The organism is Streptomyces dryopteridis (genome assembly GCF_049606955.1).
Classification (GTDB): domain Bacteria; phylum Actinomycetota; class Actinomycetes; order Streptomycetales; family Streptomycetaceae; genus Streptomyces.
This window is the reverse complement of sequence record NZ_CP187113.1, coordinates 2,655,699-2,675,342: the sequence shown is the minus strand read 5'-3', so window position 1 is coordinate 2,675,342 and position 19,644 is coordinate 2,655,699. Positions and strand designations below refer to the sequence as shown.

Below are 19,644 nucleotides of genomic sequence, written 5' to 3'. Positions count from 1 at the left end.
GCTCCGCAGCGTCCCGCGCCCCGAGCGCACCGCCCGCCGGCGCCCGCCGGACCGGCGTCCCGACGGTGTCCGAAGCCGCCCGGAACGCCCCGGTCCGCCCCGACCGCGCGCCGCCGCCCACCGGGCCCGTGCCTCGCCTCCGAGGGCCAGAACCCTTGCCCCGCAAGGCTCGTGAGGTCCGGGGAGCCCTTCGGCGACACCCCGTCGCCGGCCCCGTCACCCTGCGTGCTGTGACATTTTCGGGGCATCCCCAATTCGGACCAGTGCACGGTCTCGCCTACACTCGGGGGCGTGCCTCGTGGTGATGGACGACTCAACCACGACCTGCTCCCCGGCGAGAAGGGCCCCCAGGACGCTTGCGGCGTCTTCGGTGTCTGGGCTCCGGGTGAAGAGGTCGCCAAGCTCACCTACTTCGGACTGTATGCACTGCAGCACCGCGGACAGGAGTCCGCGGGAATCGCTGTGAGCAACGGCTCCCAGATCCTCGTCTTCAAGGACATGGGACTGGTCTCCCAGGTCTTCGACGAAACCTCCCTCGGATCCCTCCAAGGTCACATCGCGGTCGGTCACGCCCGCTACTCGACCACCGGAGCCTCCGTCTGGGAGAACGCCCAGCCCACTTTCCGGGCGACCGCCCACGGCTCGATCGCCTTGGGCCACAACGGAAACCTGGTCAACACCGCCGAACTCGCCGGGATGGTCGCCGACCTGCCCCGTCGGGACGGCCGTGCCACCCAGGTCGCCGCGACCAACGACACCGACCTCGTGACGGCCCTGCTCGCCGGGCAGACCGACGCCGAGGGCGACCCGCTGACCGTCGAGCAGGCCGCCACCGTGGTCCTGCCCAAGGTCAAGGGCGCGTTCTCGCTCGTCTTCATGGACGAGAACACGCTCTACACCGCCCGTGACCCGCAGGGCATCCGCCCGCTGGTCCTCGGCCGCCTGGAGCGCGGCTGGGTGGTGGCGAGCGAGACCGCCGCCCTCGACATCGTGGGCGCCAGCTTTGTCCGTGAGGTCGAGCCGGGCGAACTGATCGCCATCGATCAGAACGGTCTGCGCTCCACCCGATTCGCGGAAGCGAAGCCCAAGGGCTGCGTCTTCGAGTACGTGTACCTGGCCCGCCCCGACACCGACATCCGGGGTCGCAGCGTGTACCTGAGCCGGGTCGAGATGGGCCGGCGGCTGGCCGCCGAGGCGCCCGTCGAGGCCGACCTGGTGATAGCGACACCGGAGTCCGGCACCCCGGCCGCGGTCGGCTACGCGGAGGCCAGCGGCATCCCGTACGGCTCCGGACTGGTCAAGAACGCGTACGTGGGCCGGACCTTCATCCAGCCCTCGCAGACCATCCGACAGCTCGGCATCCGGCTCAAGCTGAACCCCCTCAAGGAGGTCATCCGGGGCAAGCGCCTGGTGGTCGTGGACGACTCGATCGTCCGCGGCAACACCCAGCGCGCCCTGGTCCGGATGCTCCGCGAGGCCGGCGCGGCCGAGATCCACATCCGGATCTCCTCGCCGCCGGTCAAATGGCCGTGCTTCTTCGGCATCGACTTCGCGACCCGCGCGGAGCTGATCGCCAACGGCATGTCCGTGGACGAGATCGGCACCTCGCTGGGCGCCGACTCGCTGGCCTACATCTCGCTCGACGCCATGGTCGAGGCGACCACCATCGCCAAGCCCGACCTGTGCCGGGCCTGCTTCGACGGGGAGTACCCGATGGAGCTGCCCGACCCGGAGCTGCTCGGCAAGCAGCTGCTGGAGACCGAGCTGGCCGGCGGCACCGACGCCGCCGACGCCCTGCGCCGACCGTGACCGCGCCGGTCGCGCCCCACGCCCGCCCGGGCGGGGCGCGACCGGTCCGGCCGGCGGGCCACGACCACCCCACCCCCGCGCCGAGCCGCGGTGGTGCGTTCCCGGCGAGCGGAGCCGGTTCTTCCGCATCGATCATGTCGGTGCCGGCTCCCGCGCACCGGGCGATTCATCCGAATCACCCGTAACACCCCGCAGTAACGACACGAAAGCTCTCTCCTGTCATGACAGAGAAGACCACCGGTGCCAGCTACGCAGCGGCGGGCGTCGACATCGAGGCGGGCGACCGCGCCGTCGAGCTGATGAAGGAGTGGGTGAAGAAGAGCACGCGCCCCGAGGTCCTCGGCGGCCTGGGCGGCTTCGCCGGGCTCTTCGACGCCTCCGCCCTCAAGCGCTTCGAGCGCCCCCTCCTGGCCTCCGCCACCGACGGCGTCGGCACCAAGGTGGACATCGCCCGCCGGCTCGGGGTCTACGACACCATCGGCCACGACCTGGTCGCGATGGTCATGGACGACATCGTCGTCTGCGGCGCCGAACCGCTGTTCATGACCGACTACATCTGCGTGGGCAAGGTCCACCCCGAACGGGTGGCCCAGATCGTCAAGGGCATCGCCGAGGGCTGCGTCCTGGCCGGCTGCGCCCTGGTCGGCGGCGAGACCGCCGAACACCCCGGCCTGCTCGGCCCGGACGACTTCGACGTGGCCGGCGCGGGCACCGGCGTGGTCGAGCACGACGCGCTGCTCGGCGCCGACCGGATCCGCGCGGGCGACGTGGTGATCGCGATGGCCTCCTCCGGCCTTCACTCGAACGGGTACTCGCTGGTCCGTCACGTCCTCTTCGACCGCGCCGGCCTGGCGCTGGAGAAGGAGGTGGCTGAACTCGGCCGCACCCTCGGCGAGGAGCTGCTGGAGCCGACCCGGATCTACTCGCTGGACTGCCTGGCCCTGATCCGGACCGCCGAGACGCACGCGTTCTCGCACATCACCGGCGGCGGGCTCGCGGCCAACCTGGCCCGCGTCATCCCCGACCACCTGCACGCCCGGGTGGACCGCGCGACCTGGGCCCCCGGCGCGATCTTCGACCTGGTCGGCGAGGCCGGCAAGGTGGAGCGCCTGGAACTGGAGAAGACCCTGAACATGGGCGTCGGCATGATGGCCGTGGTGCCGCCCCAGTCGGTGGAGCCGGCGCTCGCGACCCTCGCGGATCGGGGCGTCGACGCCTGGGTCGCCGGCGAGATCGTCGAGCGGGGGGCGCACGCCGAGGGCGCGACCCTGATCGGGGACTACGCCCGCTGAGCAACACGGAACCCGGTCCGGGGCTGGGCCCCGGACCGGGTCACGTGGAATGCGATGGGGTCGTCGTGTCGGACGGCGGTCGACTCGGTTGACGCGAGACGCCGGCGACCGGCACGAGTGACGCCCCAGGGGGCGTCACCGCGGATGACCGCGTCAAGCCCCGCTGCGACGGGAGGCGGGACCGGACTGCTCGTCCTCGTCCTCGTCGTTGTACATCTCCGCATAGCGGGCGTACGGGTCCTCGTCGTCCTCGTCGTCGTCCTCCAGCGGCTCGCCGTTCGGCGGCTGCTGCGAGATCGGTTGCGAAGACGATGCGCCCAGCTCGCTGGCCAGACGCGTCAGATCGGTTCCGCCGCTGCTGTACTTCAGCTGGCGGGCGACCTTCGTCTGCTTGGCCTTTGCCCGGCCGCGCCCCATGGCTCGACCCCCTCGGTGACGGGGCTCGACGGCCCCAGAGTCTTGACACGCGTTCATGGTTCGGAGCGGGCTCTCCGTGGAGAGACCGTCCGTTAGGGCTTTAACGGTACCCGCTTCCGAGGCCATACGGTACGCCGCCCGCATGACGCGCCTCGGCGCGGTGCCGGCGAGACGCCCCGTCCTCGCTGGTCAGGTGCGATTTTAACGCCTTATCGTCGCGCGACCCGCCGAAAGGCCGTGAGTCATCTCTCCCCGTGACCCGCGAGGCGTCCGAACGGCCCCCGGGGGTCCCGCGAAACGGCCCGCCCCGCCGATCGGGCGGGACGGGCCGGTGCTCGCGCGGGTCGTGCGCCGGAGGGTCAGGCGGTGCGCGCGGCGCGGGCCTCGGACATCCGCTGCTCGGCGATCCGGTCGGCCGCGGCGGCCGGCGGAATGCCGTCGGACTTCGCACGTGCGAAGATCTCCAGCGTGGTGTCGAAGATCTTCGTGGCCTTCGCCTTGCACCGGTCGAAGTCGAAGCCGTGCAGCTCGTCGGCGACCTGGATCACGCCGCCGGCGTTCACCACGTAGTCGGGCGCGTAGAGGATGCCGCGGTCGGCGAGGTCCTTCTCGATGCCCGGGTGGGCGAGCTGGTTGTTGGCCGCGCCGCAGACCACGCCGGCGGTGAGCAGCGGGACGGTCACGTCGTTCAGCGCGCCGCCGAGGGCGCACGGGGCGTACACGTCGAGCTCGGGCAGCCGGATCAGTTCCTCGGCGGAGGCGACGGCGGTGACCGCGCCCTCCGGGTGGGCGTCCACGATCGCGCGCACGGATTCCTCGCGCACGTCCGTGATCACGACCTTGGCCCCGTCGGCGAGCAGGTGCTCCACGAGGTGCCGGCCGACCTTGCCGACGCCCACGATGCCCACGACGCGGTCGCGCAGGCTCGGGTCGCCCCACCGGGCCTGGGCGCTGGCGCGCATGCCCTGGAAGACGCCGAAGGCGGTCAGCACGGAGGAGTCGCCGGCGCCGCCGTTCTCGGGGGAGCGCCCGGTGGCCCAGCGGGTCTCGCGGGCGACCACGTCCATGTCGGCCACGTAGGTGCCGACGTCGCAGGCGGTCACGTAGCGCCCGCCGAGGGACTCCACGAACCGGCCGTAGGCCAGCAGCAGTTCCTCGGTCTTGACCACCTCGGGGTCCCCGATGATCACGGCCTTGCCGCCGCCGTGGTCGAGGCCGGCGAGGGCGTTCTTGTACGACATGCCGCGCGCGAGGTTGAGCGCGTCGCGGACGGCCTCCTCGTCGGAGGCGTAGGCGTGGAAGCGCGTGCCGCCGAGGGCGGGGCCCAGGGCGGTGGAGTGGAGGGCGATGACGGCCTTCAGTCCGGTGGCACGGTCCTGGCACAGCACGACCTGTTCGTGGCCGCCCTGTTCCGAGTGGAACAGGGTGTGCAGGACGCCGTCGGTCATTTCGGTCACGGTGGTGACTCCCATGGATGAGATGCGGCGGGAAGCGACGCCCCCTGCGGGTGGGAGGGCGTCGTCGAGAGCAGGGTAAGTCCTCGGTGCCCCGCCGCGGGGGGCGGTCCGCGGAGTTCGGGCGGTGACTCCGCCGGACCGGAGTACCACGGGGCGGGGGGCGGCCGGCGGCGGACGGGGCGCGGGTTCATCCGATCCGTGGATCGGGCGGGCGGTCCGTGTGACGTTTTGCCGAACCGTGCCTTCCACCCCTTCCGCACGCATCGCCCCATCGGCCACAATCAGCGGATCACGGGCCGGAACCATACTTTCAGGTCGTAGTTCCGGGACCTACGTCCTGATCCGGGCCATTGGCCCAAGCGTGACGGACCGCACTAACTTCACCCTTGCGCCCTTCCCCTACCCTCGTGCCAAAATAGGACAAGGAGTCCGGGGAGGGTTCCTTCCGCCCAACTATGGGCGGAATGCTCGACATTGCGCTCTATGGGGGGTCTCGTGACTCCTGATTGTTCTGTGACTGATCGTTACGGCGGGGTGACTGTCCGTTATGGGCAGGTCCTGCGGCTTCTGCCGCTGATGAACACCTCGGAGGGCAATTCCATCGGTTTGGCCGACGAGGCTGGACGGATGGTGTAGTTGTAGTGCCGAGGACAAGCCGTTCGTCCTATAACCGACTCGGCCCGCGTATGTCCATTTCGGGCAACGCGGGCCAAGGTGCAGAATTTAGAGGAAAGAACCGAGATGGTTCGGTTCTCCCGAGGAGGCCGCTCATGACCGCTCGCACCCCTGATGCCGAGCCGCTGCTGACCCCGGCTGAGGTCGCCACCATGTTCCGCGTGGACCCGAAGACGGTTACCCGCTGGGCCAAGGCCGGCAAGCTCACGTCCATCCGCACCCTGGGTGGACACCGCCGTTACCGCGAGGCCGAAGTTCGCGCACTGCTCGCGGGAATTCCGCAGCAGCGCAGCGAGGGCTGAGCAGACGCAGCACGTCCTGCGATGGCGCAGGACCTTGCATTGCCGGGTTGATTTCGGGTCCCCCAATCCGATGAAACCCATCGATACGAAAACGACGGAGCCTGCCCCAACAGGTTCGTCACGTCGTGGATCGCGCTGGACTCCGCCGGGTCCCGCGCGATCTTTTTTTGTGCCCGAAGGGGGATCCTGCGGGAAATGCCGGGCGCCTCTCGGAGGGGGGTGCCATTGCACATATTAAATTGAGAGCGCGTAGGAAGCCGATAAATGCGCGCGTCTCAAAAACTCGTGAGGTGACCCGCGTCACACGGATCACGGGGTTCTCGGGCCTTACGGCAGGGTGCCCGGAACCGGTCGGGCACGGAGCGGGGGTCGATCGGATCGGCCGCACGGGGGAATCGCGGGGTCCCTCCGGTCCTTCGGGGCTCCGTCGAACGGGTGGGACCCCCTCTCGCCCGGTTGACGCCCCACCGCCCCGTCGGGTGGCACCTGGAGGGGCGCGGGAGGCGTGAGGGGCGCGTGGGCCGCACGGGGCGGCCGGGAGGGGGCGCGAGGGCCCCTGTGGGGCGTGTGGGGAGCGCGGGAGGGGATCCGGGGCCGGAGTCGGCACACGAGGCCCCGAGCGGGGGCATCGGGCCGGGGCCGGTGGCGGCGGACCGGTCGCGGCGGGTCGGTCGTCGCGGGCCGGGCCCCACAACGCGTCAGGCCCCGTGTCCTTGACGGACACGGGGCCTGATCTCACTGCGATCCTGACGGGACTTGAACCCGCGACCTCCACCTTGACAGGGTGGCGAGCTAACCAACTGCTCCACAGGACCTTGGCTGCGAGTCAGACTGTACAGCAGGTCAGGGGGTGCGGTCGAACCCGGATCACGGGCGCGCGGGAGCGCGGGTCACGCGCGTTTGGGCGCCAGCGCGTCCACCGCCTTCACGATGCGCTTGTCGGAGATCGGGTACGCCGTGCCCAACGCGTGCGCGAAGTAGCTGACCCGCAGCTCCTCGATCATCCAGCGGATGTCGGTGACGGCGCTCGGGACGGGCCGGCCCTGCGGCAACTGCTCCAGCAGCCAGGCGTACTCGTCCTGCATCTCGTGCACCTTCTCCATGCGCGTGGTGTCGCGCTGGACGCCCGTCGGCATCTGCTGGAGCCGGCGGTCGGCGGCCACGAGGTAGCGCATCAGGTCCGGCAGCCGGCGCAGGCCGGTCGCCGTCACGAACCCGGCCGGCACCAGCCGGGCCAGCTGCTCGCGCACGTCCGTCACGTTGGCGATCAGGGTGAGGCTCTGGGTGCCCTTGAGCCGGCGCTCGCATGCCTGCCAGGCGGCGAGGATCTGCTGCACCTGACCCACCGCCCGCACGGTGGTCTCCACGAGGTCGGCGCGGACCGCCTCGAACAGCTTCCGGTAGCCCGCCTCGTCCCAGGCCGGGCCGCCGTGCGCCTCGATCAGCCGGTCCGCGGCGGCGGTCGCGCAGTCCTCGAACAGGGCCTGCACCGAACCGTGCGGGGTCCGCGACAGGGCCAGCTTCTGCTGGTTGCTCATGGTGTCCGCGACGAACTTCGCCGGGTTCACCGTGACGTTGCGCAGGATCATCCGGCGCATGCCCAGCCGCATCGCGACCTGCTGCTCGGCCTCGCTGTCGAAGAGCCGCACACCGACCGTGTCGCCCTCGTCCACCAGCGCCGGGAACGCCTTGACGGGCTGTCCGGCCCGGCGGGTCTCGAAGACCTTCTCCAGGGTCCCCAGGGTCCAGTCCGTCAGCCCCGAGCGTTCCACCGAGGCCGTGCCCGAGCGCTCCGCCGTGGCCTTCGCGGCCTGCGAGAGGGCCTGGCGGGCCTTCGGGCGCAGCTTCAGCCGCAGCGCCTCCAGGTCCTTGTCCTCGGCCACCCGCCGGCGTCGCTCGTCCACGATCCGGAAGGTGATCCGCAGGTGTTCGGGCAGCCGGCTCACGTCGAAGTCCTCGGCCGTGACCGGAACCCCGACCATGCGGTGCAGTTCGCGGGCCAGGGTGACCGTCAGCGGCTCCTGCAAGGGCACCGAGGTGTCCAGGAACCGGGCCGCGTAGTTCGGCGCGGGCACGTAATGGCGCCGGATCGGCTTGGGCAGCGAGCGGATCAGCTCCGTCACCACCTCCTCGCGCAGACCCGGGATCTGCCAGTCGAAGCCCTCGTCCACGACCTGGTTGAGGACCTGAAGCGGAATGTGCACGGTGACGCCGTCGGCGTCCGCGCCCGGCTCGAACTGGTAGCTCACGCGGAACTTCAACCGGCCCTGTCGCCAGGAGTCCGGATAGTCGTCCTTGGTGACCCCGGCGGCCTTCTCGGTGAGCAGCATCTCGCGCTCGAAGTCGAGGAACTCCGGCTCCTCGTGCCGCTTGTGCTTCCACCAGGAGTCGAAGTGCGCGCCCGAGACCACGTGCTCGGGGACCCGCTTCTCGTAGAAGTCGAAGAGGGTCTCGTCGTCCACGACGATGTCGCGGCGCCGGGCCCGGTGCTCCAGCTCCTCGACCTCGGTGAGCAGCTTCCGGTTGTCGCTGAAGAACTTGTGGTGGGTCCGCCAGTCGCCCTCGACCAGGGCGTTGCGGATGAACAGCTCCCGCGACACCTCCGGGTCGATGCGCCCGTAGTTCACCTTCCGCTGGGCCACGATCGGGACCCCGTACAGGGTGACCTTCTCGTAGGCCATCACGGCCGCCTGGTCCTTCTCCCAGTGCGGCTCGCTGTACGTCCGCTTGATCAGGTGCTGGGCGAGCGGCTCCACCCATTCCGGTTCCACCTTCGCGTTGACCCGCGCCCACAGCCGCGAGGTCTCCACGAGCTCCGCCGACATGACGAACTTCGGCTGCTTCTTGAAGAGGGCCGACCCGGGGAAGATCGCGAACTTCGCGCCGCGCGCCCCCAGGTACTCGTTCTTGTCGGTGTCCTTCAACCCGAGGTGCGAGAGCAGGCCGGCCAACAGGGAGACGTGCACGTGCTGCTCGGGCGCGTCCTCCTCGTTGACGTGGATGCCCATGGTCTTGGCGACCGTCCGCAGCTGCGAGTAGATGTCCTGCCACTCGCGGATCCGCAGGAAGTTCAGGTACTCCTGCCGGCACATCCGGCGGAAGGCGGAGGAGCCGCGTTCGCGCTGCTGCTCGCGCACGTACCGCCACAGGTTGAGGAAGGCCAGGAAGTCGGAGGTCTCGTCCTTGAACCGGGCGTGCTGCTGGTCGGCCTGGGTCTGCTTGTCGGCGGGCCGCTCGCGCGGGTCCTGGATGGACAGGGCCGCCGCGATGACCATGACCTCGCGCACGCAGTTGTTCTTGTCGGCCTCCAGCACCATCCGGGCCAGCCGGGGGTCGACCGGGAGCTGGGCGAGCTTGCGGCCCATCGGGGTGAGCCGCTCGCGCGGGTCCTTCACGGCCGGGTCGAGGGCGCCGAGCTCCTGGAGCAGCTGCACGCCGTCGCGGATGTTGCGGTGGTCCGGCGGGTCGATGAAGGGGAACTTCTCGATCTCGCCGAGGCCCGCCGCGGTCATCTGGAGGATGACGGAGGCCAGGTTGGTGCGCAGGATCTCGGCGTCGGTGAACTCCGGCCGCGCGAGGAAGTCCTCCTCGGAGTACAGCCGGATGCAGATGCCGTCGCTGGTACGGCCGCAGCGGCCCTTGCGCTGGTTGGCGCTGGCCTGGCTGACCGCCTCGATCGGCAGCCGCTGCACCTTGGTGCGGTGGCTGTAGCGGGAGATCCGGGCGGTGCCCGGGTCGATCACGTACTTGATGCCGGGGACGGTCAGCGAGGTCTCGGCCACGTTGGTGGCCAGCACGATCCGGCGGCCGGTGTGCGGCTGGAAGACCCGGTGCTGTTCGGCGTGCGAGAGCCGGGCGTAGAGCGGCAGCACCTCGGTGAACCGCAGTTTGCGCTTGACCAGGGCGTCGGCGGTGTCCCGGATCTCGCGCTCGCCGGAGAGGAACACCAGCACGTCCCCGGGGCCCTCGGCCGCCAGCTCGTCCACGGCCTCGCAGATCGCGGTGATCTGGTCCCGGTCGGTGTCCTCGGAGTCCTCCTCCAGCAGCGGCCGGTAGCGGACCTCCACGGGGAAGGTGCGCCCGGAGACCTCCACGATCGGGGCGTCCCCGAAGTGCCGGGAGAAGCGCTCGGGGTCGATGGTCGCGGAGGTGATGACCACCTTCAGGTCCGGCCGCTTCGGCAGCAGCTGGGCCAGGTAGCCGAGGAGGAAGTCGATGTTGAGGCTGCGCTCGTGGGCCTCGTCGATGATGATCGTGTCGTAGGCGCGCAGCTCGCGGTCGGTCTGGATCTCGGCGAGCAGGATGCCATCCGTCATCAGCTTGACGAAGGTGGCCTCCTGGTCGACCTGGTCGGTGAACCGCACCTTCCAGCCGACCGTCTGCCCGATCTCGCTCCCGAGCTCCTCCGCGATGCGTTCGGCGACCGTGCGGGCCGCGATCCGGCGGGGCTGGGTGTGGCCGATCATGCCGCGCAGGCCGCGCCCGAGCTCCATGCAGATCTTGGGGATCTGCGTGGTCTTTCCCGAGCCGGTCTCGCCCGCGACGATCACGACCTGGTGGTCGCGTATCGCCTCGGCGATCTCGTCCTTCTTCTGACTGACGGGCAGGGATTCCGGATACGTGATCCGGGGGCGCCGCCCGGCACGCCGGGCCAGCCGCTCGGCGGCCTTCCCGGCCTCGGCGGCGATCTCGTCGAGGACAGCCTGCCTGGCCTCGGGTTTGCGGATGCGGCGGGCGCCTTCGAGGCGACGGCCGAGGCGGTGAGCGTCGCGGAGCGAGATCTCACCGAGCAGGCTCTGCAGGGCGGCGAAGGAAGTAGACATACCTGATCCAGAATCTCACCCGCGACGGCAGTACGGCGAACCCATTTGCGGCCGGGCCGGGGAGTCGCCACGTACCATTTCGGGACGAGTCGCCCGAGGGCGCCCGGTCGACCCCGGGAATCCCGCGGGTCACCCGCCGCGGAACACCGTCGGCGGGCCGGTGCCGCACCGGGCGATCCGGGCTCGGTACGTTCACCCGTGACACCGGTCCGCCCCGCGCGGCCCGCGTCCCGGTGCGCGTGTTTCACGTGAAACACGTGCCGGACCCCTCGGCCCGTCCCGCGTCGCGGTGCGCTGTTTCACGTGAAACACGCGCCGGGACCACCCCGTCCGCCCGCGCCCGTCCCGCCCGTCCACGGAAGGTCCCGTGCCCCGCCGCCTCGCGCGTCTCGTACCGCTCGCACTGCTCGCGCTCGCGGTGCTGCTCGGCTGCCCCGGCACCACCCCCCGACCCGCGACCCCGGCCCCCTTCGCGGCGGCGGCGCACGCGACCCCCGTCCACCCCGCGCCGGCGCTCGCGCACCCGGCCGGGGCCCGGCTCGGGCCCGGCGCGGAGACCCCCGGCTGCGATCCGGTCGAGCACACCCCCGGCCGTCCCCCGACGGCCCCGCCCCGGGCCGGCGACCACCACGTGCCGCCACTGCCCGTCCGGCTGCCCGGCGACCGCTGCGAACAGGGCCCCGGCCCGCGCCCCGGCGCCCTCGTGAGGGGCCCCGACCGCCCGGCCCCGAGCCCCGTCGACCTCTCCGTGCTCCGGGTCTAGGCCGTCCCTTCCGGATCCGCACGGACCCGGACGCCCGCGCCCACCCCGCCCCGCGCGCCCCGCGCGTCGAATCCCCGGAGCACCCGCATGTCCCCGTCCACCCCCCGCCGTGCCGCGCGCCGCCCGCTGCTGATCGCCGCCGGCGTCGCCCTCGCCGCCGTCACCCTCGGCCTGGTCTCCTGGCAGGCCACCAGCACCGACGCCCCCGCCGCCGACCGGCCCGCCGCCGCCGCGACCGACCGCGCCGTCCCCGACGGGGCCACCGGCCCCGGCACCGCCGACCCCGCGCCCGGACTCCTCGCCCTGGCCCGCCGGGACGCCGCCGACAAGCTGGCCGTGGGCCGGCCCGACGCGCCCGTGGTCCTCATCGAGTACTCCGACTTCCGCTGCGGCTACTGCGGGAAGTTCGCCCGGGAGACCGAGGCCGAACTCGTCCGCCGCTACGTGGACCAGGGCGTCCTGCGCATCGAATGGCGCAACTTCCCGATCTTCGGCGAGGAGTCCGAGGCCGCCGCGAAGGCCGCCTGGGCCGCCGCCCGCCAGGACCGGTTCGTCCGGTTCCACGCCGCCGCCTACGCCGAGGGCGCCAAGGAGAAGGGCTTCGGCGAGGACCGCCTGCGCGCCCTGGCCCGCGAGGCCGGCGTGCCCGACCTCGACCGCTTCGACCGCGACCGCGCCGGCGACGAGGCGGCCCAGGCCCTCGCCAAGGACCAGGAGGAGGGCTACCGGATCGGCGTCCGCTCCACCCCCTCCTTCCTCGTCAACGGACAGCCGATCGCCGGCGCCCAGCCGCTGGAGACCTTCACCGCCGCCGTCGACCGCGCCGTGAAGGCCGCCGCCAAGTGACCCCCGACATCGGTTACGCGGCGGCCCTCCTCGGCGGCCTGCTCGCGCTGCTCTCCCCGTGCAGCGCCCTGCTGCTGCCCGCCTTCTTCGCCTACTCCGTCGACTCCGCCTCGCGGCTGCTGGCCCGGACCGGGATCTTCTACCTCGGCCTGGCCACCACCCTGGTGCCGCTCGGCGCCGCCTCCTCCACCGCCGGCCGCTTCTTCCAGGGCAACCGCGACCTCCTCGTCACGATCGGCGGCTGGCTGATCGTGCTGCTCGGGGTGGCCCAGATCCTCGGCCGGGGCTTCGCCTCCCGCCGCATCTCCGAGCTGTCCGGCCGGATCCGACCCACCACCGCCCTGTCCGTGTACGCCCTCGGCGCCGTCTACGGCCTCGCCGGGTTCTGCGCCGGCCCCATCCTCGGCAGCGTGCTCACCGTCGCCGCGATGGGCGGCAACCCGGTCTACGGGGCGCTGCTGCTCGCCGTGTACGCCCTCGGCATGGCCGTGCCGCTGTTCCTGCTGGCCCTGCTGTGGGAGCGCCTCGACCTCGGCCGGCGCCGGCTGCTGCGCGGCCGGAGCCTGTCCGTCGGCCGCCTCGAACTGCACACCACCACCCTGCTGTCCGGGCTGTTCTTCATCGGGATCGGCGTGCTCTTCCTCGGCTCCGACGGCACCAGCGCGCTGACCGGCCTGGTCGGGGTGGACGGCGGGTTCGCGGCCGAACAATGGGCCCGCTCGCTGGCCTCCCACGTCCCGGACGGGGCCCTGCTGGCCGGCGTGGTGCTGGTGGCCGGGGTGATCGGCGGGCTGCGATGGCGGCGCGCGACCCGCGAGGAACGGGAACGGGACGCGGGGGAGCGGGCCCCGGAACCCGTCGGCCCCCACGACTGACCCGCGGTCCCCGCCCGTCGCCCGTCCCTCCCGGACGCGGCGGCGGGCGCCCGGCGGGGCCCGGACCCCGGACACGCGAAAGGCCCCGTCCGAGGACGGGGCCTTTCATCTGTGGCTGGGGCCGGGGTCGAACCGGCGACCTATCGCTTTTCAGGCGATCGCTCGTACCAACTGAGCTACCCAGCCACGGAACCGTTTGACCGGTTCTCGCGATCCTGACGGGACTTGAACCCGCGACCTCCACCTTGACAGGGTGGCGAGCTAACCAACTGCTCCACAGGACCATGCTTGTGCGAGACAAGTCTCGCACAGGTGATGCGTACCCCCAACGGGATTCGAACCCGTGCTACCGCCTTGAAAGGGCGGCGTCCTGGGCCACTAGACGATGAGGGCCAATCTGCCCGCCTGCGCACATTTCCGAGCGCCGGGGACGTGAGAAGCATAGGGGATGCGCCGGGAGATCGCCAAAACGGTTTCCCGCCCGGTCCGGCGCCTGCCGGACCGGACCCCGGTCCCGGACAATGGCGGGGTGCTGGAGATGACGCGGGACGCCTTCGAAGAGCTGGTCGCCGAGGCCCTGGACTCGATCCCCCCGGAGCTCACCCGGGTGATGGACAACGTCGCGGTGTTCGTCGAGGACGAACCGCCGGCCGACGATCCCGAACTGCTCGGCCTCTACGAGGGCACCCCGCTCACCGAGCGCGGCGAGTGGTACGCCGGAGTGCTCCCCGACCGGATCTCGATCTACATGGGGCCCACCCTGCGCTACTGCCGCAGCGCCGAGGAGGTCGTGCGCGAGGTCGCCGTCACCGTCGTGCACGAGATCGCCCACCACTTCGGCATCGAGGACGACCGGTTGCACGAGCTCGGCTGGGGCTGAGCGCCCGCCCCCCGGCGCCGAGGGAGAATGACGGACGTGCCGGACGAAACGGACCCACAGACCGGGACGCGACCGGGCCCCGAACGGCCCCCCGCGCCCACCGCCGACGCCGCGCCCGAGGTCGCCCTCGGCCTCGCCGCCGCCCGCCGCGCCGGTGAGGGCGCCGTGCTCGCGGCCGTCTCCGTCGGCGGCGCGATCGGGGCCTGCGCCCGCTACGCCCTCTCCCTGGCCTGGCCCGCCCCGCCCACCGGCCTGCCCTGGGCCACCCTCCTGATCAACCTGCTCGGCTGCGCCGCCATCGGCGTGCTCATGGCCTGCGTGGCCGAGGACCGCCTGGCCCGCCCCGCGCACCCGCTGCTGCGCCCCTTCCTCGGGGTCGGGGTGCTCGGCGGGTTCACCACCTTCTCCACCTACGCCGTCGACGTGGTCCGGCTGCTGCGGGCCGACGCCCCCGGGGCCGCCGCCGCGTGCGCCCTGGGCACCCTGCTCGGCGCCGTCCTCGCCGTGTGGGCGGCGGCCTCGGCCACCCGCGCGGTCCTGGACCGGGCCGGGAAGGGGGCGGCGTGACCTGGCTCGCGGTGGTCCTCGGCGCCATGCTCGGCGCACCCGCCCGCTACCTGACGGACCGTCTCGTGCGGGCCCGCTACGAAGGCCCGGTGCCCTGGGGCACGTTCGCGGTGAACGTGGTCGGGTCCCTGCTGCTCGGGGCGATCACGGCCACCGTCACGCGCGGCGCCGGACCGGGCCTGCTCGGCGGCTTCGCCGGAGTCGGCTTCTGCGGGGCGCTCACCACCTACTCGACCTTCTCCTACGAGCTGTTGCGCTTGTTCGAACGCGGCCGCTCGGGACTCGCCCTGGCCTACGGACTCGGCTCCGCGCTGTGCGGATTCGGCGCCGCCTGGGCCGGGTTCCTCCTCGCCGGCGGCTGAGCCGCCCGGATCCGGTCCGAGACCCGCCCGGGGGTATGCCGGGGTATGCGCGGATTCGCGGGGGCGTTCGGGCCGACCGGTACGAGTGAGGGCCCGCGCGGGCGTGTCCCCGACGGGGCGCGGGGAGTTGGGCACGGCGACCCCCACCGGTGCCCCCGGGCGCCGGGGCGCGTCGCCGTCCGTCCCCAGGTCTCTCGGAGGTGCCCCCGTGCGCCCGTTGTTCTCACCGCTCCCCACCCGAGGGACGGGCGCCCCGCGGTCCGTGTCGGCCGCCGCCGCCCGGCTGGCCGTCACCGCGCTCGCGGTGGCCGCGACCGCCGGCTGCATGAGCGTCGGGACGGACGCCCCCCGGCCCGGCGGGTCCGCGTCGAGCGGGCGCGGCGGCTCCGTGGCCGAGCCCGACGGCGGCAGCGGCCGCGGTCCCGGGGTCGCCGGCAACGGGATGCCGCACGGCAAGAAGGGCGTGCCGGGCGCGGTCGGGTCGGCCGCGCCGGGGACGGCCGTGGTGACCGCCGGGGTGTCCGGGATGACCACCGGGGCCACCCCGGCCCCCGGCCCGGTCGCGCCGGGCACCCCGGGCACGGCGACGGGCGGCGGGGCCTCGGGCGGCTCCCAGGGCTCCACCTCGGGCGGCGGCGGTGGGCAGGCCCCCTCGCCGAGCCACCCGGGCGGCGGCGCCGGGGGCGGCACGGGCGGCGCCGGCACGGGCGGGCCGGTGGTGCAACCGCCGTCGACCCCGCCGCCGGTCACCCCCGAGCCCGGGACGCCCCAGCCGACCCCCGAGCCGACCGTCGAACCCACCCCGGAACCGACGCCGCCGCCGGTGTCGGAGCCGAGCGCGTGAGCACCGTCCCGGGGGCCCTGACCTCGGCCGTCCCGGGGTGGGCGGTTCGGGATCGTCGCAGGTCAGGGTGGTTCACGGCGGAACGACTTGCCAGGTGGTGGGGAGGGTGCGTATGGTTATAGATCGTTTGATCCCATTGCCCGGCGCCGTCACCGAAGAGCGCCGTGTGGCGCGTACTCTCCCTTGCCGTGGCTGACCGCATAGAGGCGGTCGTTTTGCGATTCACGGAGTTTGGGCGCGTGCCGAGACTCCGGAAGGTTTCGCATTCGCATGTCCATTTCCAGTTCTGACCGTTCCGTCATGCCCGAGAACGCCCCGATCGAGGACCTCGACGCGCTCGTCGTCAACGAGGCCATCGAGGCGATGGAGGCCGACGTGACGGTCGAGGTCGAGCAGACCGTCGCCGCCGAGACCTTCGACGCCGCCGACGACGACCGCGACGACGAGTTCGTCGACGAGCTCGACACCGCCGACGTCGACTCCGACGAGGACGACGTCGACGCCGAGCCCACCATCACCTTCGGCGACCTCGGTCTGCCGGAGAACGTCGTGCGCAAGCTCGCGCAGAACGGCGTCACCGCCCCCTTCCCGATCCAGGCCGCGACCATCCCGGACGCCCTGGCCGGCAAGGACATCCTCGGTCGCGGTCGCACCGGCTCCGGCAAGACCCTCTCCTTCGGTCTGCCGCTGCTGACGACCCTCGCCGAGGGCCACACCGAGAAGAAGAAGCCGCGCGGCGTCATCCTGACCCCGACCCGCGAGCTGGCCATGCAGGTGGCCGACGCCCTCCAGCCCTACGGCGACGTGCTCGGCCTGAAGATGAAGGTCGTCTGCGGCGGCACCTCGATGGGCAACCAGATCTACGCCCTGGAGCGCGGCGTCGACGTCCTCGTCGCCACCCCGGGCCGACTGCGCGACATCATCAACCGCGGCGCCTGCTCCCTGGAGGACGTCCGCGTCGCCGTCCTCGACGAGGCCGACCAGATGGCCGACCTGGGCTTCCTGCCCGAGGTCACCGAGCTGCTCGACCAGATCCCGGCCGGCGGCCAGCGCCTGCTGTTCTCCGCCACGCTGGAGAACGAGATCGACAGCCTGGTCAAGCGCTACCTGGTGAACCCGGTCACGCACGAGGTCGACCCCTCGGCCGGCGCGGTCACCACCATGACCCACCACGTCCTCGTCGTGAAGCCGAAGGACAAGGCCCCGGTCACCGCCGCCATCGCCGCCCGCAAGGGCCGCACCATCATCTTCGTCCGCACCCAGCTCGGCGCCGACCGCGTCGCCGAGCAGCTGCGCGAGGCGGGCGTCAAGTCCGACGCCCTGCACGGCGGCATGACCCAGGGCGCCCGCACCCGGACCCTGGCCGACTTCAAGGACGGTTACGTCAACGTCCTCGTCGCCACCGACGTCGCCGCCCGCGGCATCCACGTCGACGGCATCGACCTGGTCCTCAACGTGGACCCGGCCGGCGACCACAAGGACTACCTGCACCGCTCCGGCCGCACCGCGCGCGCCGGCCAGTCGGGCACCGTGGTCTCCCTGGCCCTGCCGCACCAGCGCCGCCAGATCTTCCGCCTGATGGAGGACGCGGGCGTGGACGCCTCGCGCCACATCGTCGGCGGCGCCGGCGCCTTCGACCCCGAGGTCGCCGAGATCACCGGCGCCCGGTCCCTGACCGAGGTGCAGGCCGACTCCGCGAGCAAGGCCGCCAAGCAGGCCGAGCGCGAGGCCGCCGACCTGACCAAGCAGCTGGAGCGCGTGCAGCGTCGGGCCGCCGAGCTGCGCGACGAGGCCGAGCGCCTGGTCGCCCGCGCCGCCCGTGAGCGCGGCGAGGACCCGGAGGAGGCCGTGGCGGCCGCCGCCGAGGCCGCCGAGGCCGAGGCCGCGCAGGAGGCCCAGGCCGCCGCGCTGGCCGAGCGCGCCGCCGCCGAGCGTGCCGAGCGCGAGCGCCGGGACGACCGGGGCAACTTCGAGCGTCGTGACGACCGCGGTGGCTTCCGCGGTGGCGACCGCGGCGGCTTCCGTTCCGGTGGCGGTGACCGCGGTGGCTTCCGTTCCGGTGGCGACCGTCGTGACGACCGCGGCGGCTTCGACCGCGGTGGCGACCGCGGCGGGTTCCGCGGTGGCGACCGTCGTGACGACCGCGGTGGCGACCGTGGCGGCTTCCGTTCCGGTGGCGGCGACCGCGGTGGCTTCCGCTCGGGCGGCGACCGTCGTGACGACCGCGGCGGCTTCGAGCGCCGTGACGACCGCGGCGGCGACCGCGGCGGCTTCCGCTCCGGCGGTGACCGTCGTGACGACCGCGGTGGCGACCGTGGCGGCTTCCGTTCCGGTGGCGGCGACCGCGGTGGCTTCCGCTCGGGCGGCGACCGTCGTGACGACCGCGGCGGCTTCGACCGCGGTGGCGACCGCGGTGGCTTCCGCTCCGGCGGCGGCGACCGTCCGTTCAACCGTGACCGTCGCGACGAGCGCCCCAGCGGCGGCTTCCGCTCCGGTGGCGGCGACCGTCCGTACGGCCGTCGTGACGACCGTCCGACCGGCACCGGCACCGGCTCCTTCGGTGGCCGTCGTGACGACAAGCCGCGCTGGAAGCGCAACGGCTGAACCTCCTGAACACGCCCGAGGCCCCCGCGACATCACGTGTCGCGGGGGCCTCCCGCGTTCCCGCCCCGAGCGCGGCACGCGACCGCGCGCGCGACTTCCGGCCGATACTCGATCGGTCCGCGCCCCCGCTGCGGCTATGCTCTGGGGTGAGCACCCAGGGCCATTAGCTCAATTGGCAGAGCAGTGGACTTTTAATCCATTGGTTGTCGGTTCGAGTCCGACATGGCCTACCGCTCCGAAGCGCCCCGTCCGGTTCAACCGGGCGGGGCGCTTCGTCGTGTCCGGGGTCGGCGCGTCCCGGGTCGCCTTAAGGCTTTAATCATTTGCCTAGGGATCCTAGGGAGCCTTAGCGTGGGCGGCATGAGGGAACTGAACGAGAAGAAGATCCGGGGCGCGTTCGTCAACTGCACCAAGGGCGAGGCCGGTCGGCTGCCGCTCCCGCGCGACCTGGCCGAACGCCCCTGGGAGGCGCTGGACTTCCTGGGCTGGCGGGACCTGTCCGCGCCCGACCGCAGCTACCTGGTCACCGAGGACGAGGACGGCGCCCCGGTCGGCGTGGCCCTGCGCTTCCCGCAGGTGCGGCGCGGGATCACCCACCGCAGCCTGTGCTCGCTGTGCCTGACCCTGCACGCGGGCTCCGGGGTGGCCCTGATGACCGCGCGCAAGCGCGGCCCGGCCGGCCGCGAGGGGAACGTGATGGGCCTCTACATGTGCGCCGACCTGGCCTGCTCCCTGTACGTCCGGGGGCTGCGCAAGCCCGAGGGCGGGGGCACGCGGGTGGAGGAATCGCTCACGGTGGAGGAGCAGGCGGCCCGGCTGCGGAACAATCTGACGGCCTTCGTGAAATCTCTTTGACCGGTTTCGCGGTGATTGATCCGGATCCCGAGCCGAAAGTGGTCGGCGCCCCCGTCGTGATGGCGTAGAGTTGGGTTTACCGACGCGGGGTGGAGCAGCTCGGTAGCTCGCTGGGCTCATAACCCAGAGGTCGCAGGTTCAAATCCTGTCCCCGCTACTCAGTGGCAGAGGCCCGGATCCCTTGAGGATCCGGGCCTTCGTCGTGTTCGGCCTCAGGCCCCGGGACCCGGGCCCCGAATCCCGGCCCCGGTCACCCGTCCCGCCCGCTCCGGT

15 protein-coding genes and 6 tRNA genes are annotated in these 19,644 nt (G+C 72.4%); 14 read left to right on the top strand and 7 right to left on the bottom strand.

Going from position 1 to position 19,644, the window contains the following annotated elements; genetic code table 11:
• Positions 1-291 precede the first annotated feature (291 nt).
• Together purF and purM are read left to right on the top strand one after the other, a co-directional pair.
• Complete coding sequence (gene purF, locus ACN20G_RS11275) at positions 292-1,809, top strand: amidophosphoribosyltransferase (protein ID WP_424212609.1); 1,518 nt, start codon at positions 292-294, stop codon at positions 1,807-1,809.
• A gap of 221 nt (positions 1,810-2,030) precedes the next feature.
• A complete protein-coding gene (gene purM / locus ACN20G_RS11270) occupies positions 2,031-3,101 on the top strand; it encodes a phosphoribosylformylglycinamidine cyclo-ligase (protein WP_424212608.1) in 1,071 nt (356 codons plus the stop codon).
• A 153-nt stretch (positions 3,102-3,254) separates the two neighbouring features.
• Here the strand turns inward: purM and ACN20G_RS11265 are convergent, their stop codons facing one another.
• Positions 3,255-3,518 (bottom strand): DUF3073 domain-containing protein, encoded by a 264-nt coding sequence (locus ACN20G_RS11265; protein WP_424212607.1) that lies wholly within the window; start codon positions 3,516-3,518, stop codon positions 3,255-3,257.
• A gap of 359 nt (positions 3,519-3,877) precedes the next feature.
• Positions 3,878-4,975: a Leu/Phe/Val dehydrogenase gene (locus ACN20G_RS11260; protein WP_424212606.1), complete on the bottom strand. Its 1,098-nt coding sequence runs from the start codon at positions 4,973-4,975 to the stop codon at positions 3,878-3,880.
• A gap of 770 nt (positions 4,976-5,745) precedes the next feature.
• Here ACN20G_RS11260 and bldC point away from each other — a divergent pair.
• On the top strand, positions 5,746-5,952 hold the full coding sequence (gene bldC / locus ACN20G_RS11255; RefSeq protein ID WP_020869672.1) for a developmental transcriptional regulator BldC: 207 nt from the start codon (positions 5,746-5,748) through the stop codon (positions 5,950-5,952).
• Between the two features lie 741 nt (positions 5,953-6,693).
• Here the strand turns inward: bldC and ACN20G_RS11250 are convergent.
• Together ACN20G_RS11250 and hrpA are read right to left on the bottom strand one after the other, a co-directional pair.
• Positions 6,694-6,767: transfer RNA gene (locus tag ACN20G_RS11250), tRNA-Asp, on the bottom strand.
• Between the two features lie 75 nt (positions 6,768-6,842).
• Positions 6,843-10,775 carry an ATP-dependent RNA helicase HrpA gene (gene hrpA, locus ACN20G_RS11245; protein ID WP_424212605.1) on the bottom strand — a complete coding sequence of 1,311 codons (3,933 nt, stop codon included), beginning with the start codon at positions 10,773-10,775 and terminating at the stop codon, positions 6,843-6,845.
• Between the two features lie 367 nt (positions 10,776-11,142).
• Between hrpA and ACN20G_RS11240 the strand changes: the two genes are divergently transcribed.
• The 3 genes from ACN20G_RS11240 to ACN20G_RS11230 all read left to right on the top strand — a co-directional run bounded on the left by ACN20G_RS11240 (position 11,143) and on the right by ACN20G_RS11230 (position 13,259).
• A complete protein-coding gene (locus tag ACN20G_RS11240) occupies positions 11,143-11,538 on the top strand; it encodes a hypothetical protein (protein ID WP_424212604.1) in 396 nt (131 codons plus the stop codon).
• Between the two features lie 87 nt (positions 11,539-11,625).
• Complete coding sequence (locus tag ACN20G_RS11235; RefSeq protein WP_424212603.1) at positions 11,626-12,384, top strand: DsbA family protein; 759 nt, start codon at positions 11,626-11,628, stop codon at positions 12,382-12,384.
• Complete coding sequence (locus tag ACN20G_RS11230) at positions 12,381-13,259, top strand: cytochrome c biogenesis CcdA family protein (protein ID WP_424212602.1); 879 nt, start codon at positions 12,381-12,383, stop codon at positions 13,257-13,259. The genes ACN20G_RS11235 and ACN20G_RS11230 overlap by 4 nt, the downstream gene beginning before the upstream one ends.
• 112 nt (positions 13,260-13,371) lie before the next feature.
• On the opposite strand, the gene ACN20G_RS11225 is transcribed toward ACN20G_RS11230, so the two are convergent.
• The 3 genes from ACN20G_RS11225 to ACN20G_RS11215 all read right to left on the bottom strand — a co-directional run bounded on the left by ACN20G_RS11225 (position 13,372) and on the right by ACN20G_RS11215 (position 13,652).
• Positions 13,372-13,445, bottom strand: a tRNA-Phe gene (locus ACN20G_RS11225).
• 24 nt (positions 13,446-13,469) lie between these two features.
• A tRNA-Asp gene (locus ACN20G_RS11220) sits at positions 13,470-13,543 on the bottom strand.
• A 36-nt stretch (positions 13,544-13,579) separates the two neighbouring features.
• Positions 13,580-13,652 (bottom strand) — tRNA-Glu (locus ACN20G_RS11215).
• Between the two features lie 136 nt (positions 13,653-13,788).
• On the opposite strand from ACN20G_RS11215, the gene ACN20G_RS11210 reads away from it, so the two are divergent.
• From ACN20G_RS11210 to ACN20G_RS11175, 8 genes are all read left to right on the top strand, one after another.
• Positions 13,789-14,139 carry a metallopeptidase family protein gene (locus ACN20G_RS11210; protein WP_424212601.1) on the top strand — a complete coding sequence of 117 codons (351 nt, stop codon included), beginning with the start codon at positions 13,789-13,791 and terminating at the stop codon, positions 14,137-14,139.
• 27 nt (positions 14,140-14,166) lie between these two features.
• Positions 14,167-14,706 (top strand): fluoride efflux transporter CrcB, encoded by a 540-nt coding sequence (crcB, locus tag ACN20G_RS11205; RefSeq protein WP_424212600.1) that lies wholly within the window; start codon positions 14,167-14,169, stop codon positions 14,704-14,706.
• Positions 14,703-15,068, top strand: coding sequence for a fluoride efflux transporter CrcB (gene crcB / locus ACN20G_RS11200; RefSeq protein ID WP_424212599.1), 366 nt, complete (start codon positions 14,703-14,705; stop codon positions 15,066-15,068). Before crcB (ACN20G_RS11205) ends, crcB (ACN20G_RS11200) begins: the two co-directional genes overlap by 4 nt.
• A 208-nt stretch (positions 15,069-15,276) precedes the next feature.
• Positions 15,277-15,912, top strand: a complete 636-nt coding sequence (locus ACN20G_RS11195) for a hypothetical protein (RefSeq protein WP_424212598.1) — start codon at positions 15,277-15,279, stop codon at positions 15,910-15,912.
• A gap of 270 nt (positions 15,913-16,182) precedes the next feature.
• Positions 16,183-18,516 carry a DEAD/DEAH box helicase gene (locus ACN20G_RS11190; RefSeq protein ID WP_424212597.1) on the top strand — a complete coding sequence of 778 codons (2,334 nt, stop codon included), beginning with the start codon at positions 16,183-16,185 and terminating at the stop codon, positions 18,514-18,516.
• A 157-nt stretch (positions 18,517-18,673) separates the two neighbouring features.
• Positions 18,674-18,746 (top strand) — tRNA-Lys (locus tag ACN20G_RS11185).
• A gap of 130 nt (positions 18,747-18,876) precedes the next feature.
• A complete protein-coding gene (locus ACN20G_RS11180; protein ID WP_424212596.1) occupies positions 18,877-19,371 on the top strand; it encodes an FBP domain-containing protein in 495 nt (164 codons plus the stop codon).
• A gap of 83 nt (positions 19,372-19,454) precedes the next feature.
• Positions 19,455-19,528, top strand: a tRNA-Met gene (locus tag ACN20G_RS11175).
• The last annotated feature ends 116 nt before the right edge of the window (positions 19,529-19,644 follow it).

Bases quoted from the DNA above. Each gene is read 5' to 3' on its own strand.
- purM (WP_424212608.1), top strand. From the start codon at position 2,031: ATGACAGAGAAGACCACCGGTGCCAGCTACGCAGCGGCGGGCGTCGAC.
- ACN20G_RS11235 (WP_424212603.1), top strand. From the start codon at position 11,626: ATGTCCCCGTCCACCCCCCGCCGTGCCGCGCGCCGCCCGCTGCTGATC.
- bldC (WP_020869672.1), top strand. From the start codon at position 5,746: ATGACCGCTCGCACCCCTGATGCCGAGCCGCTGCTGACCCCGGCTGAG.
- crcB (WP_424212600.1), top strand. From the start codon at position 14,167: ATGACGGACGTGCCGGACGAAACGGACCCACAGACCGGGACGCGACCG.
- ACN20G_RS11190 (WP_424212597.1), top strand. From the start codon at position 16,183: ATGTCCATTTCCAGTTCTGACCGTTCCGTCATGCCCGAGAACGCCCCG.
- hrpA (WP_424212605.1), bottom strand. From the start codon at position 10,775: ATGTCTACTTCCTTCGCCGCCCTGCAGAGCCTGCTCGGTGAGATCTCG.
- ACN20G_RS11265 (WP_424212607.1), bottom strand. From the start codon at position 3,518: ATGGGGCGCGGCCGGGCAAAGGCCAAGCAGACGAAGGTCGCCCGCCAG.
- ACN20G_RS11180 (WP_424212596.1), top strand. From the start codon at position 18,877: ATGAGGGAACTGAACGAGAAGAAGATCCGGGGCGCGTTCGTCAACTGC.